The organism is Candidatus Tisiphia endosymbiont of Temnostethus pusillus, from assembly GCF_964264675.1.
Taxonomy (GTDB): Bacteria; Pseudomonadota; Alphaproteobacteria; order Rickettsiales; family Rickettsiaceae; genus Tisiphia.
Map to the genome: position 1 here is coordinate 1,507,030 of NZ_OZ183472.1, position 14,194 is coordinate 1,521,223.

Below are 14,194 nucleotides of genomic sequence, written 5' to 3' on the forward strand. Positions count from 1 at the left end.
ATTACTCTAAAGAAGTTTTTAGGTTGACTGAATTGATAAAAAATATTATTATTACTTTTTAAACTTAAGCTAGTGAAAGTTTGAAGGTTGATTTATAGTCAATTCAGGAGGATTTGGTGCTAGGAGCGATGGAGCGACGCCTATATGTAATAGGCGAGCGACGAGTGACGACGTCACCAACTTCTCATCAATTGACTATATCACTTTCTAGGTTTTTGCAAGTAATACCAAGGATAGTTTTATATGAAAGTTGTAAGTTCGTTAAAATCTTTAAAGAAAAGAGATAAAGATTGTCAGGTTGTAAAAAGAAAAGGTAAAATCCTTGTAATAAACAAGAAAATCAAAAGATTTAAAGCTAAGCAAGGCTAAAATGTATATTTACAGGGAAATTTGCACAGCCAATAGTTAATATGTAGTAAGTATTAACTACGAACGATGATATTAACGTTCAATATGTTGTGTTTTTCTCTTTTCATCTCCTATTCTTTGTACAAATTTGGCAGTTGTAGTAGGAGTTTTCTTTTGTGTTCTTTCCTTAACTTCTTTAGTCTTAAGTGTAATAGGTTTGCTGTCCACGTGTTCTGAAAGGCCATATTGCCCAACATTCTTGCCGGTTAATACATAAGTCACATAATCTATCATATGTTTTATAAAATTGCTAAGCCCTCCTATAGAATGAGCTTCTAGCTGAAACCATGTTTTCCCGTCTTTCGTTTTTCCAACTAAAAATTCCCTAAATATTTCTCCAGCTTGCACTGATGCATCTGGCTCAGCTTTATTACCTCTATGATGTGAAGAGATTCGTTCTTTAACTAATCCTAAATCTTTTAAGGTATCATACATATCTCCATTGTCCTCAACCATTACATGAGCTCCTTTTAGAAAATCACCCGCATGCTGCAATACAACTTTTTCCATTATATCTATTATTACACCAGCTTTTTCAAGGCTACCCTTTGGATCTGTAGATTTTTCAGGTGTTTTGATTATATTATGTATAAGTTTTTCTTTACTGTCTGCTGGATTTATGTTAAGACCCTTAACACGATCAACTAAAAGATTTTTTAAATCTTCAACATTTAATTCCGAATATTTAGTAAAAAATTCTTTTATAGTCATAAATATTCCATGTAAAAATATTAAATTGTGCTATTTAATAATATTTGGTTTTGTAGCTTGAATAGATCAGAGGAAGCAAACCTCGCCAATTTTAGCATATCATAAAATTGCTCTTCGGAAAAGGGGGTTTTTTCTGCTGTGCTTTGAATTTCTATTATATTTCCATTGCCTGAGAAAACAAAATTGGCATCTACTTCCGCGTTGCTATCCTCTAAATAATCAAGATCAACTATGGGCTGTCCTTTATATATACCGCATGAAATAGCGGCTACTTGGCTAATTAAAGGATTAGTTTTAAGTATTTTTCTAGCAATTAATGATCTAATCGCTAAATGAAGTGCAATATAGCTACCAGTAATTGCTGCTGTCCTAGTTCCACCATCGGCATTAATTACATCACAATCAATGATAATTTGCTTTTCTCCCAAGGCTTTTAGATCAATTGCCGTACGCATCGATCTGCCAATTAGTCTTTGAATCTCTTGTGTCCTACCAGACTGTTTTCCTTGCGTTGATTCACGCTTCATACGTTGGTGGGTTGAGCGAGGTAACATACCATACTCAGCAGTTATCCAACCTTGATTTTGCCCTCGTAGGAATGGCGGAACATTTGTTTCATATGTTGCACTACATATTACATGGGTATTGCCGAACTTAACAAGACACGAACCATCAGCGTTAAGCAGAACTGAAGGTTCAATTGAAATATTGCGTAATTGATTATTCTTTCTATTAAAAGCTCTCATGGATTATTACTTAATTAAAATTGACTTGAAAATACAAAGATTTACACTATATGTTAAGAAAATAGATTTTTGCAAGAAAAAAGGCTGTAAATATGGAAAAACAACATGAGAAGAATAATGGTAACCAAGAAATTAAAGTTGACAATGATGCTCAGCTAGTAAATGAAATAGAGGAAAATCCTACAGATACCCTGATTTTGCAAGATAGTTTGCAAGAGATTGCTAGCTTGAAAAGTCAAATTGAAATTTTACAGGATAAACTGTTAAGGACAATAGCTGAATCTGACAATACTAGGAAACGTTTAGAAAAATTAATTGAAGATGCAAAAGACTATGCCATTTTCTCTTTTGCTAAAGATCTGCTAAGTGTTAATGATAATCTCTCTAGAGCCTTGGAGCATAAGCCACAAAATACGGAAGGTGATCTAGCTAGTATTATTACCGGGGTAGAAATGACTAAAAGTGAATTGACTAGCATACTAAAAAAGCACGGTTTAGAATCAATAGAGCCATTATTAGGGGAAAAGTTTGATTACAATATACATCACGCAATTTCACAAGTAGTATCAGATGAATATGATCAAGATAGTATTATAGGTATTATGCAATCAGGCTACAAGATAAAAGATAGGTTAGTTAGACCTGCTATAGTGCAAGTATCGAAAAAAACATGAATAAAGAAAAGGCATAATCTTGGATAAAGTTATTTTTTGGGTTATTGTTATTGGGACTGTTATAGTAACTTTGACTTTGATCTCTGATATATTGATGCCATTTCTTATAGCTGGGATAATATCATATATATTACATCCTATAATTGATAATCTCTCATTACGATATAAACTATCTAGAACTATAATAGTTTCGGTAATTTCTTTGCTGTTTTTCAGTATTTTTACTATAGTGGTTGTGGTAGTGTTGCCTATTATATATCAACAAACAACTCTACTTATTAGTAAGATTCCTGCTTATAAAGATTACTTACAAACTGAATTAATACCGGTTATTACGGCAAAAGTTTATTCAATAGATCCAAATATTGCCGATAAGATAAAAGATTCTATTAGTAATTTTGTTAATGGCATATTTTTGCTTATCACAGGTCTTGCTAATAATATTTGGCATGTGACAAAGATAACAATCAATTTATTTATGTTAATTTTATTAATACCGCTTATATTGTTTTATTTTTTACGGGATTGGCTAACAATGGCAAAGAATATAGACCTCTTGCTACCTTTAAAAGGTAAAAAGAAAATTCAAGAAATATTATCAGCAATTAATTGTTCCTTATCTGCTTATATAAGAGGACAACTAAATGTTTGTTTGTTATTATCAGTTTACTATGGAATCTCTTTATCGATTCTTGGCGTAGATCTAGGTGTATTATTAGGGATATTATCTGGTTTCTCAATAATTATACCATTCGTTGGAGTTTTTATATCCTTTTCTCTTACCATGATTGTTAGTTATTTTACTTTTGGTATGGTCAATAAATTATTTTATATAATAATTATCTATTTGATTGGTCTAATAGTTGAGGGGTATATTTTATCACCAAAAATCATAGGTGATAAGATAGGATTACATCCTCTTTGGATAATATTTGCGGTTCTAGCACTGGGTAACCTATTTGGCTTTATTGGTATATTTTTTGCTGTGCCAATTGCTAGTATAATAAAAGTTTTGTTTTTAGCCGCTATCGACTTTTATAAATCCAGTAAGTTTTATAAGACTTAAACATTAATTATGCCAAACTCCCAGCAATATATATTACCATTATTTAGTAATAATCTATATGCTCTAGATAATTTTATTAATTCACTTTCTAATCAAGTTGCATACAATTCAATCAAAAACTGGTCTGTATCTTGGGGAAGTAAACCGTATGAGTTTACAGTTTTGATTTACGGACCACCATCCTCTGGTAAGACCTATCTTAGTAAAATATGGCAAAATTTGTCGAATGCATTTTTTATAAAAAAAGATTTAGATATACTTAGTGCAGAAGATATAATGCAGTATAATGCTTTTATTATGGAAGATATAGAATTTTGGGATGAAAGAAAAGTTCTCCATTGTTTTAATTTAATAAGTGAGTGTCGTAAATATTTGTTGATGACTACAGGAAGTTTAGCTAGTAATTTTGCGTTACAGGATTTATCCTCAAGAATTAATGCTGTTGTAAGATTAGAAATAAACCAGCCTGATGATGAGTTAATGACCAAGTTAATCTTTAAGTATTTTTCCGATCAATCGCTTAAAGTATCTGACTGTGTAATTGAATATTTATTAATTAATTTGCCGAGGCAATTTGATCAAATGATAAAATTATTAGGGATAATAACGCATTTTGCATTAGTTCATAAACGAGCTATTACTGTTCCTCTTATAAAACAAGTTCTTAAATAGTATAGTCTTATCACGAATTCGCATGCCTTGGTGTGGGCTTAATATGTATAATTTTGATTATGTGGTAAAAATGTTATAAAAATTAGTTGATTTCTTTTATGTAAGCTATTAACGTATAATTTCAATAATTAGTTTTAGGAAAAATCAATGTCTATAGATGTTCTTGTTGTTGATGATGAAGCAGATATTAGAGATTTAGTCTCAGATATTTTAAAAGAGGAAGGATTTACTACCAAGACCGCTGCTAATAGTATTCAAACTTTTAAAATACTCCAGGAAAGAACCCCCTCGGCAATTATTCTAGATATTTGGCTCCAGGGTAGTGAACTTGATGGACTTGGGATTTTGGAAATAGTAAAAAAACGCTATCCACTAATGCCTGTGATAGTTATTAGTGGACATGGTACTATTGAAACTGCAGTAAATGCTATCAAAATGGGGGCATATGACTATCTAGAAAAGCCATTTAGTCATGATAAGTTAGTGATTTTATTAAAAAGAGCCTGTGAAGCAGCTAAGTTAAAGCGTGAAAATCTTGATCTGAAATCAAAGGTTATTGATAAAACTGAGCTTATAGGTAACTCTCACATTACAGCTAAGCTTAAGTCTGATATTGAAAAAGCTGCTTTAGCTACTAGTAGAGTATTGATTCAAGGTAAAATTGGTAGTGGTAAAGAACTAGCTGCTCGGTTAATTCATAAAAAATCAAAAAGGGCCAATGCTCCTTTCGTAATCTTTAGTCCAGTATGCATGAATCCTGACCGAGTCCATCAAGAATTATTTGAAGGAATAGAGAACCAAGGCGTTATACGTCCTTCGATATTAGAAATAGTAAATAATGGTACTTTATACATAGATGAAATTAGTGGTTTGCCAGTTTCGGTACAAGTAAAATTGCTTAAATTTGTGCAAGATCAAATGTTTCATAAGGGGGGAAGCAAAGCAATAAAATTAGATATAAGGATTATTGCTGCAACTTCTAAGGTTATACAAGAAGAAATAAGTAAAGGTGAACTATTGGAAGATTTATATCATCGCCTAAATGTTATTTCCTTAAAAGTACCATCTTTATATGATAGAAAAGATGACATGTCTGTATTAGTCAAATATTTTGTTAAACAACTTGCTAAGTTTTCTGGTTTAAAAGCACGTGAATTTTCTGATGAAACTATTGCAGCTCTGCAAGTTTATAATTGGCCAAGTAATATAAGGCAATTACGCAATGTGATAGAATGGACTTTAATTATGAATCCACTATCTTCAAATAATAATGAAGTAATAAAACCATCTATGATACCACCAGAAATTCTAGTTAATAGTGCTAGTTCTGCAAAGCAGGAAGATAATGTTGATATGATGACCATGCCACTTCGAGAGGCAAGAGAGATTTTTGAAAGGCAATATTTAGCTGCTCAAATGTATAGGTTTAATAATAATATTTCTAAGACCTCATCCTTTGTAGGTATGGAACGTTCGGCTTTACATCGTAAATTGAAATTGCTCAATTTACATATTCCTAATAATAAATTTAACGAAGAGGAAATTTATGACAGTTACGAATAAGAAAACTCTAGCAAATTTTATAGCTAATAAGCATGCTGTAGTTGTTATTAAAGTGATGATGGGGGTAATAGCTCTCTTTGCTGGAGCTCAGATTATTATTCCTACCCAGCCAGTACCAGTATCTATGCAAACTGTGGTGGTTAGTATTATTGCTTTTACTTATAGCCCTCGACTTAGTTTTGCTACGATTTTAACTTATCTTACAGCCGGAATAGTAGGGCTGCCAATGTTTACAAAATTATCCAGTGGTTTATATTTTCTTCTTGGTACAACAGGTGGTTACCTGATAGGATATTTAATTGCAACCCCTGTGATGAGTATACTTAAAAGTAGGTTATCTGAAAAATTTACTAAGAGATTTTTAGCAGGGTTTTTTAGCTGTCTTATTGGTCACGTTATAATTTACTTTTTGGGAGTTAGCTGGTTGGCAACAATTATAGGAATTAAACAAGCTATTTATAGTGGGTTTATAGTATTTATACCATCTGGTTTAGTGAAGGTCTTAATATTTTCTTCTTTATATCATTATATAACAGGTGTAAACAGAAAGAATGCTCTGTAATATCTTTAAGCAGCCTCGGTGTCATTCGAGCTACGGCGGAAATGACGTTAAAGGAAGCAAGAGTAACATCTCTTTTGTTGGCGAGTATTTTAAACTAAAATTCTTTATTCTAGCTTTACTTTTATTCCTTACCGGATGTTCGGATTCTCCGAGAGATGCAGATGGTTTATTATCTAATAGTCAAAGTCTTGTTATTAGGAATTATATAATAGAGCAGAATAAAAATAAGGTACGAGTAAATATTAAAAGTAAATTTGGTTCAAATTTAAGGGGATTAAAATTATTAGGTGTTAAACTGACAGATGAAGACCTTTCTAGTGTTGATTTAAGTTTCTGTGAAATATCACGTGTGGATTTCTCAGGAGCAAATTTTGAGAATGCAGTTCTAACAAAATCTGTAATTCAAGAAAGTGATCTCTCTAATACTAGATTAAAAAATATATCAGCTTATGGCTCAGATTTTCAAGCATCTATATTTGAAAATGCCAATTTGGAAAATAGTAATTTTATTCAATCAAATTTTGAGGACACTGATTTTATCAAAGCTAATTTAGAAAATGTTAATTTTGAAAATGCCAATCTTATTAAAGTTGTATTTGATGATAGTATTATAAGTAAATCTAATTTTCAGAAAAGCAATTTAGGAAAAAGTAGTTTCAAAAATGCAGTTATATCAAACTCTATTTTTTATGGTACAGATTTGCGGCAAATATTAGCTAATTACGCTAGTATCACTAATTGTTATTGTGAATCTGTAGATCTAACAGGGGTAGATTTTACTGGAGCGATTATTAATAATTCAGATTTTACTCATGGTATTATTAATCAGGCTCAATTAAAAAATATAAAGCTTACTAACTCGTTATTCTCTTTTTCTTCTTTTCAGTCTGTGAATTTTACCAATGCAATTATTGAAAGTTGTAATTTTGAAAATACCAATTTTAATAATGCACAACTGCAGCAAGTGCAAATTCAAAAGAGTATTATGGATAATACTCACTTTAATAACACTAGCATAAAGGATCTATCAATAAAGAATTGCAGTAGCATTTTGCTTAAGTTAAATAAAATTAACATTGTTAATAGCGATATTGAGAATAGTAATCTTACTGGTATATTACTGAATAATAGCTATGTCAAACAAGCAACTATTATTAATTCTGATTTGACTAATAGTGAGTTAATAAACTCTAATTTCTCTAGTACTCAATTTAATAAGGTGAATTTTACTAAAGTGCTTATGCAGAATACTGTTTTAAATAGTACCAAATTTGTTGATAGTAATTTTTATCAAATGGCTATCATAAATTCAGAGTTGTCAGAAGTAACCTTTGATAATTCATCAATTATAAATTCTCAACTAAATAATGTGAGCTATAAAGATGGTAATTTTGTTAATTCAGATTTTAACAGAAATATTGTATTAAATAGTCAAGACTTTGATAAGCTTAAATCAACAAATATTATATATTCTGTAAAAGATTTAGAGCAGGTAAAAGACTTATCAAATATGAATTTACAAGATTTAAATTTACTAGATCTTGTATTTAATCAAACTATTTTTTCAGGCTCTATTCTTAAAAGGGTAGATTTATCTAATTCTAAGCTTCAGAGTTGTATATTACAAAATACTGACTTAACTATGGCAAATCTAAATAACACAGATTTTAGTAAATCATCGCTTATCGGTAGCAAATTAGAATCTGCCAAACTTTATAATACAAATTTTAATGATACTGATTTAACAAATGTTAATTTCATTAAAGCCTTTGTTAGTAAAATATCTTTAGTTAATGCAAAGCTGGATGGAACTAAAGGCCTTGATGGTCAGGGCAGTAAAAATATAGAATAATATAACCTGAATTCTCTTGATAACGAAATATACTTTTCTGCTCCTACGAATTGTTTTTTAAAAATATCATGGATTCGCATGCTCACCATTCATTTTCAAATCTAATTCCTCAAATCACTTGAGTATATGTATTTTATAGTGTATACAAAATTAAGTCTTAACTTTTATAAATTAATTAAATATTCTTAGGTTATTATGAAAAATGTCATGATATTCTTACTTATATTAGTAGTATTTACTGCTTGTACTCCTAGAAAACAGGTGCAATATAGCAAAAAGGACTCTCCTGTAATTTCTGCCAACTCATGTCCTTTAGTAACAAAAAATATATCTATTCTTAAAAATAAAAAGAAAGCTGTTAGAATACTATCAATAGATGGCGGTGGGGTTAAGGGTATTATACCAGCACGTATTGTTGCAGAGTTTGAAAATCGAAGTGGTAAACCTGCCTGTGAATTATTCGACCTTATGGTAGGTACTTCTACAGGTGGACTTGTGGTATTAGCTCTCGCTACACCTAATGAATCAGGACAGCCAAAATATAAAGCTTCTGACATTTTAGATCTATATATGCAAAAGTCTAAAGATATTTTTTACGCTTCCATGTTTAGAAAAATATATACTGGTTTTGGTCTTTGGGGACCAAAATACGATCGGAGTCAATATGACAAGATATTAATAGGGCTTTTTGGTAATACTAGGATGAGCCAACTAATAAGCCCTACGGCTGTTACTTCCTATAATTTGGATACTAATTTACCACAGGTGTGGACTAGAAAGCAGGCACTTAAAGACCCTAATAATGATTTTTTGATAAGTAATATTGCAGCAGCTAGCAGTGCTGCCCCTATATTCTTTGCACCAAAGCTTCTAACTAATGCGTATAATAACAGCAGTTATCAAGTAGATGGGGGTATGTTTGCCAGTAATCCTGAGTTGACAGCTGCTAATTTAGCTTATGAACTAGATGATACACTAACTCAAAAAGATATCGTACTCATATCACTTGGTACAGGATTGACAAAACTAGGCATAGAGTCGAAAGATTTATGTAAATCAGGGGTTATTGGTTGGATACTAAAAGCTAATTTGATTAGCGGAATGATGCAAGCTCAAGGTTTGTATAATTCTGAATTAGGGGAAATTTATGGTAATTCCTGCCGCCTACAATTTGAGCTTGATAAAAAGACAAGTGCTATGGATAATGCTTCTCAAGCCAATCTGCTTGAGTTATTAAAGTTAACTGAAGATTATATTAGTACTAACTCTGATCTTATCGACCAAATTATTAGTATATTACTAAATACATCCCCAAACTATTAAATGGCAAAAAGATGTCATTCCAGCGCAAAGCGGAAATCTAAAAAATAACCTGCAAAGGTTGTTAGATATTATGGATTTCCGCCTACGAGGGAATAACATACTAGTGATCCCCACGCGGGAATGATATCGGTAATGGTTAAACTGACGACCTTAATTCTTGAAGTCTAGCTAGTATAACACACTTTCTTCACAGCACTAATAACATCTTCTATAGTTGGCAGTGCTAATTTCTCTAGATTAATAGCATATGGTAGAGGAACATCCTTACCCGAGATAATCTCTATAGGAGCATCTAGATAATCAAATGCTTGGTTCATTACCATACTAGCTATAGTTGCACCAACACCTGCAAAAAACCAGCCTTCCTCTATAACAACCAACCGATTAGTTTTTTTAACCGACTCTAATATAGTTTCTATATCTAAGGGCTTGATAGTTCTTAGGTCGATTACCTCACAGTTAATACCACTATCATACAAGCTATTTGCTGCATCTAAAGCCAACTTAACTTGTAAGGAAAATGCTACTATGGTAACATCATCACCTTCAATAAGTTTCTTAGCCTGACCAAATGGAATTGGTTCTATTATTTCTGGGACTTCAAAACTATGACCATAGAGAATTTCATTTTCTAGAAAAACAACCGGGTTATCGTCACGAATAGCAGTCATTAGAAGCCCTTTGTGATCTTCTGCACTATAGGGAGCTACTACCTTAAGCCCCGGAATATGACTATAACAAGCTGTATAATTGTGACTATGTTGGGCAGCAACTCGACTTGCTGCCCCATTTGGTCCACGAAATACTATTGGACATTTAATAGTTCCACCAGACATATAATGAGTTTTAGCTGCAGAGTTAACTATTTGATCCATTGCTTGCATAGCAAAATTAAATGTCATGAATTCAACAATGGGACGAAGCCCAGCAAATGCCGCTCCGATAGCCATACCAGTAAAACCATGTTCTGTTATTGGCGTATCAATTACCCTTTTTGAACCAAACTGCTCTAATAACCCTTGGGTTATCTTATACGCTCCTTGGTACTGAGCAACTTCTTCTCCCATAATAAAGATACTATTATCTCTTAACATTTCTTCTTGCATTGCTGCACGTAAGGCTTCCCGTACTGTCGTTTGTAACATGTTTCTACTCATTCAACGTAAATATTCGTATATAGCTCTTCTTCATCCGGTAATGCCGATCTTTCTGAGAACTCAACTGCTTCTGCAATGACCTCTTTAACCTCTTTCTCAATTTCTTTTAACTGCTCTTCACTAGCATATTTATTAGCCAGAATTATATTTTTCACTTGTGATAATGGGTCCTGTTCTTTATAGTTTTCCACTTCTTCCTTACTACGGTATTTACCTGGATCAGACATTGAATGTCCTCTGTAACGATAAGCATCCATTTCTAATATTATTGGTCCACCATCATTTCTAACAAACTCCGCAGCCTGCCGAACATAATCATAAACTGACTCTAACGACATACCATTTAGTTTAAATCCCGTAATACCACATGACTCCCCTTTTCTGTAAAGGTCAGTCATAAAGGTAGAACGAGCTACTGAAGTACCCATTGAATATTGATTATTTTCAATAATATAAACTACAGGTAAGTGCCATAACGCCGCTAAATTAAAAGCTTCATATACTTGACCTTGATTAACTGCCCCATCTCCCAAGAAAGTAAAACATATATTATTAGTATTTCGATATTTCTCAGCAAAAGCTAGACCTGTACCTATAGGTACTTGAGCCCCTACAATACCATGTCCACCGTAAAATTTGTTTTCTACGTCAAACAGATGCATTGAACCACCCTTACCTTTCGAGCAACCAGTCTCTTTACCCATCAGTTCTGCTAATACGTATTTTGCTTCAGTCCCTGCTGAAATAATATGAGCATGATCCCTGTAACTGGTAATAGTACTATCACCAAGCTGTTTTACTAAATCCACACCAGTAATTATCGCTTCTTGTCCAATATATAAGTGACAAAACCCACCTATTAGACCCATACCATAAAACTGCCCACATTTTTCTTCGAATCTTCTAAGCAACAACATCTTCCTATAAGATTCAAGATACTGAGGACTATTTAATTTATATTTCCCAAAAACAATCATGTATACTCCTATAAAAGCTTGAAGAATTGGTTTTCCAATTTGGGAATACACTATAATACAAAAATCATCAAGGGTTAACTGCCAATTTATGTTTTAGATTTACTAATTTAATATGACAATTAACGCTACATTTAGGATTGGCTACTTTCTTTTTTGCAATACAATTTTCCTTAGGCTTTAAAGCAATATTATTCAAAAATTCTTTAGTCTCCTTATGCATATATTGTACTCTAACCTTTGCTGTACCTTGTTTTTTAAATCCTAAAATTTCAGCAGATTTTTCCGAAACATCTATAATACGGTTCTTTTTAAAAGGACCGCGATCATTAACCATAAGAATAAGAGATTTATTATTACTTAAGTTAGTCACTTTAACCAAACTAGGTAATGGCAAACTAGGATGGGCTGCACTTAGCATATGTTTATTATATGTATCACCATTTGCTGTTTTTTTTCCATGAAATTTATGCTTAGAACCATACCAAGACGCTACACCTACTTGGTTGCAATTAATATCTTCCTTAGGTTTATAAGTCTTACCTTTGATAGTATATTTTTTACCTATCTTATAATGCCCCTTATAATGAACATTTTTAGGATCTTCCTGCGATAATTTACGATATAGACTAGGCTTAGTAGAACAAGAGCTAAGCCCTATACAATAAACTAGCAACAAAAGAATATATCTAAGTTTCACTTTCATTTATATCATATTTAACCTGAATTTAATATAACAAGTTATATCGAATTGAGATTATTTATTATCATTTTCTTCAGTTTCTTTTATTTTAACATGACAGACAACCCTTGCCACACCATTAATTTGGGAAGCAATAGAAGTAACTTTTTCTAATTCTTCCTCAGATCTTGCTACACCAAATATATAGACTATATCATTCACTGTAACAATGGTATAATTTACCCATTTTATATCTCGGTTAACAAAAGTTCTAGCCTTGATCTGGCTAGTAATCATAGCATCTTTAGTATATTGCACTAAGTCAAAATGATCACTTTTTTTATCTATTATTAGTTCGTTAATAACTTCACGAACTCCTTGTTCACCCCACACAATTTCTACAGCTTTTAATGCATCTTCTTTTTTGTCTATGATTCCAGTCAGTAGTACTCTACCCTGATTTACCTCAACCTTAATCTTAGTATATAATTCCCTGAAATTATTTTTTATAAAAGAAGCTTTGATTTTTGTAGCTATTTTTACGTCATCAATTGTCTCCGCAATTGATTGATCTTTTGCAACTGCAAGAGTAGAGGTAGTTGCTGCAGTAAAAACAGCTGGCAGACAACCTGTAAGCATGAAAGATAAGATTATAATAATAAAGTTAATTCTATACATAACCATCCTTAAATCTACTAATTTAACCTCAAATATCGATGTAAGACATCGGTTTAATGACCTAGGATGTCATTCCCACGTAGTCACACGAATTCGGGATAAGAATTAGACTTACTGCATAAGTCAATCTAGTTGGTGATTTTGTCGTCGAAACTCGCCTCCGCTCCTCACGTACGTCTTTGTACGCTGCGGTACTCGGCTTCGTTTCTCCTAAAAATCCCTCAACTATCTTTAATTTATGCAGCAAGTCTATTAGTTAATTCTTATCCCGAATTGGAGTAGGTTAATTTAAAGTCAGTAATATTCGTGCCTTAAGATAACCCCAGGTTAAAATAAAGCCTCTAAATAGTTTATTATAATACAATTCATAATAAACACAACTGATTTCCATTGTTTTAAGTTAGATTTGGGGAGTATACCCATAATGATTTGAAGAATGGAAACAACAAACAAGAGGCGGGCGAACGCAAGTATTACCATTTAATACGTGAATCCATGATATTAAAAAAATAATTATTTAAAGCAGCAGAGTATTACGAAAAAACTCACAAGACTGATCAAACTACAGCTAAAGTAACATGATTCATTCCTGTAATCACATAATTCTTCCCACATACCATTCAGAAGCTACAGTTAAGCCCATGCTTTTAAGGAAATTACGTTTGGGTTCGTCATATGCACCACAAACGACAAGAAACTGAGTAGCATTTTTAGTTTTTGCGAGTTTCTTGATTTCCTTAATCAATTTCTGACCAATAGAATTCCAATCGTGTTTACTTTCCACACAAAAATCATCGATCATAAGCGTTAGTCCACCCGGGTTATAGACTTTTGGTGCTGACATTAATCTACCGATGATGAAACCTAATATTTTTTCTTTGTAAACTGCAGCTAGCATAATGTGATCGTCTAACCTCAATAACTCTTCGAACCATTGCTTTTGAGATTTCTCAGCTTCAGGACCGGCATATTTCCAAAACTGTGGCTGAACTTTTTCATAAGCACGACGCTTTTTATATGACAGAGCGACAAATGATGAGATGTCAGTAGTTTCAGCAAGCCGGATTAAAATATTTTCCTGAAACTTTACTGTATTCTTTATTTTGGTATTAATTTGTACCATTGA

The 14,194-nt window shown here is 32.3% G+C and carries 14 protein-coding genes and 1 pseudogene; 8 read left to right on the plus strand and 7 right to left on the minus strand.

Annotation, left to right across the window (positions count from 1 at the left end; genetic code table 11):
• Positions 1–243: 243 nt before the first annotated feature.
• The gene (gene ykgO, locus ACFEL2_RS06840) at positions 244–369 is read left to right on the plus strand and encodes a type B 50S ribosomal protein L36 (RefSeq protein WP_094648811.1); all 126 of its coding nucleotides are present in this window, start codon (positions 244–246) and stop codon (positions 367–369) included.
• Between the two features lie 72 nt (positions 370–441).
• Here ykgO and ACFEL2_RS06845 read toward each other — a convergent pair whose 3' ends face one another.
• Positions 442–1,119, minus strand: a complete 678-nt coding sequence (locus ACFEL2_RS06845) for a hypothetical protein (RefSeq protein ID WP_375331864.1) — start codon at positions 1,117–1,119, stop codon at positions 442–444.
• Between the two features lie 20 nt (positions 1,120–1,139).
• Positions 1,140–1,865, minus strand: coding sequence for a ribonuclease PH (gene rph, locus ACFEL2_RS06850; RefSeq protein ID WP_375331865.1), 726 nt, complete (start codon positions 1,863–1,865; stop codon positions 1,140–1,142).
• 92 nt (positions 1,866–1,957) lie between these two features.
• On the opposite strand from rph, the gene grpE reads away from it, so the two are divergent.
• From grpE to ACFEL2_RS06885, 7 genes are all read left to right on the plus strand, one after another.
• Complete coding sequence (gene grpE / locus ACFEL2_RS06855) at positions 1,958–2,539, plus strand: nucleotide exchange factor GrpE (protein WP_341751748.1); 582 nt, start codon at positions 1,958–1,960, stop codon at positions 2,537–2,539.
• Between the two features lie 19 nt (positions 2,540–2,558).
• Positions 2,559–3,605, plus strand: a complete 1,047-nt coding sequence (locus ACFEL2_RS06860) for an AI-2E family transporter (RefSeq protein ID WP_375331866.1) — start codon at positions 2,559–2,561, stop codon at positions 3,603–3,605.
• A 9-nt stretch (positions 3,606–3,614) separates the two neighbouring features.
• On the plus strand, positions 3,615–4,277 hold the full coding sequence (locus ACFEL2_RS06865) for an HdaA/DnaA family protein (protein ID WP_341751747.1): 663 nt from the start codon (positions 3,615–3,617) through the stop codon (positions 4,275–4,277).
• A gap of 147 nt (positions 4,278–4,424) precedes the next feature.
• Positions 4,425–5,840 (plus strand): sigma-54-dependent transcriptional regulator, encoded by a 1,416-nt coding sequence (locus ACFEL2_RS06870; RefSeq protein WP_341748227.1) that lies wholly within the window; start codon positions 4,425–4,427, stop codon positions 5,838–5,840.
• Positions 5,824–6,402, plus strand: a complete 579-nt coding sequence (locus ACFEL2_RS06875; RefSeq protein ID WP_375331867.1) for a biotin transporter BioY — start codon at positions 5,824–5,826, stop codon at positions 6,400–6,402. The genes ACFEL2_RS06870 and ACFEL2_RS06875 overlap by 17 nt, the downstream gene beginning before the upstream one ends.
• On the plus strand, positions 6,392–8,254 hold the full coding sequence (locus ACFEL2_RS06880) for a pentapeptide repeat-containing protein (protein WP_375331868.1): 1,863 nt from the start codon (positions 6,392–6,394) through the stop codon (positions 8,252–8,254). The genes ACFEL2_RS06875 and ACFEL2_RS06880 overlap by 11 nt, the downstream gene beginning before the upstream one ends.
• Before the next feature lie 195 nt (positions 8,255–8,449).
• Positions 8,450–9,577 (plus strand): patatin-like phospholipase family protein, encoded by a 1,128-nt coding sequence (locus ACFEL2_RS06885; protein ID WP_375331869.1) that lies wholly within the window; start codon positions 8,450–8,452, stop codon positions 9,575–9,577.
• 164 nt (positions 9,578–9,741) lie between these two features.
• Here ACFEL2_RS06885 and ACFEL2_RS06890 read toward each other — a convergent pair whose 3' ends face one another.
• The 5 genes and pseudogenes from ACFEL2_RS06890 to ACFEL2_RS06910 form a co-directional block, all read right to left on the minus strand.
• Positions 9,742–10,722 carry a pyruvate dehydrogenase complex E1 component subunit beta gene (locus ACFEL2_RS06890; protein WP_375331870.1) on the minus strand — a complete coding sequence of 327 codons (981 nt, stop codon included), beginning with the start codon at positions 10,720–10,722 and terminating at the stop codon, positions 9,742–9,744.
• Between the two features lie 8 nt (positions 10,723–10,730).
• Positions 10,731–11,711, minus strand: a complete 981-nt coding sequence (gene pdhA / locus ACFEL2_RS06895; protein WP_375331871.1) for a pyruvate dehydrogenase (acetyl-transferring) E1 component subunit alpha — start codon at positions 11,709–11,711, stop codon at positions 10,731–10,733.
• Between the two features lie 67 nt (positions 11,712–11,778).
• Positions 11,779–12,393, minus strand: a pseudogene (locus ACFEL2_RS06900) (septal ring lytic transglycosylase RlpA family protein); the annotation flags it as partial.
• Between the two features lie 72 nt (positions 12,394–12,465).
• Positions 12,466–13,068 carry a BON domain-containing protein gene (locus ACFEL2_RS06905; protein ID WP_375331872.1) on the minus strand — a complete coding sequence of 201 codons (603 nt, stop codon included), beginning with the start codon at positions 13,066–13,068 and terminating at the stop codon, positions 12,466–12,468.
• Between the two features lie 595 nt (positions 13,069–13,663).
• Complete coding sequence (locus ACFEL2_RS06910) at positions 13,664–14,191, minus strand: GNAT family N-acetyltransferase (RefSeq protein WP_341755914.1); 528 nt, start codon at positions 14,189–14,191, stop codon at positions 13,664–13,666.
• Positions 14,192–14,194: the final 3 nt, after the last annotated feature.

Coding starts and splice junctions, on each gene's coding strand:
- ACFEL2_RS06890 (WP_375331870.1), bottom strand. CDS start 10,722: ATGTTACAAACGACAGTACGGGAAGCCTTACGTGCAGCAATGCAAGAA.
- ykgO (WP_094648811.1), top strand. CDS start 244: ATGAAAGTTGTAAGTTCGTTAAAATCTTTAAAGAAAAGAGATAAAGAT.
- pdhA (WP_375331871.1), bottom strand. CDS start 11,711: ATGATTGTTTTTGGGAAATATAAATTAAATAGTCCTCAGTATCTTGAA.
- ACFEL2_RS06875 (WP_375331867.1), top strand. CDS start 5,824: ATGACAGTTACGAATAAGAAAACTCTAGCAAATTTTATAGCTAATAAG.
- ACFEL2_RS06870 (WP_341748227.1), top strand. CDS start 4,425: ATGTCTATAGATGTTCTTGTTGTTGATGATGAAGCAGATATTAGAGAT.
- ACFEL2_RS06845 (WP_375331864.1), bottom strand. CDS start 1,119: ATGACTATAAAAGAATTTTTTACTAAATATTCGGAATTAAATGTTGAA.
- ACFEL2_RS06880 (WP_375331868.1), top strand. CDS start 6,392: ATGCTCTGTAATATCTTTAAGCAGCCTCGGTGTCATTCGAGCTACGGC.
- rph (WP_375331865.1), bottom strand. CDS start 1,865: ATGAGAGCTTTTAATAGAAAGAATAATCAATTACGCAATATTTCAATT.
- ACFEL2_RS06885 (WP_375331869.1), top strand. CDS start 8,450: ATGAAAAATGTCATGATATTCTTACTTATATTAGTAGTATTTACTGCT.
- grpE (WP_341751748.1), top strand. CDS start 1,958: ATGGAAAAACAACATGAGAAGAATAATGGTAACCAAGAAATTAAAGTT.
- ACFEL2_RS06910 (WP_341755914.1), bottom strand. CDS start 14,191: ATGGTACAAATTAATACCAAAATAAAGAATACAGTAAAGTTTCAGGAA.
- ACFEL2_RS06905 (WP_375331872.1), bottom strand. CDS start 13,068: ATGTATAGAATTAACTTTATTATTATAATCTTATCTTTCATGCTTACA.
- ACFEL2_RS06865 (WP_341751747.1), top strand. CDS start 3,615: ATGCCAAACTCCCAGCAATATATATTACCATTATTTAGTAATAATCTA.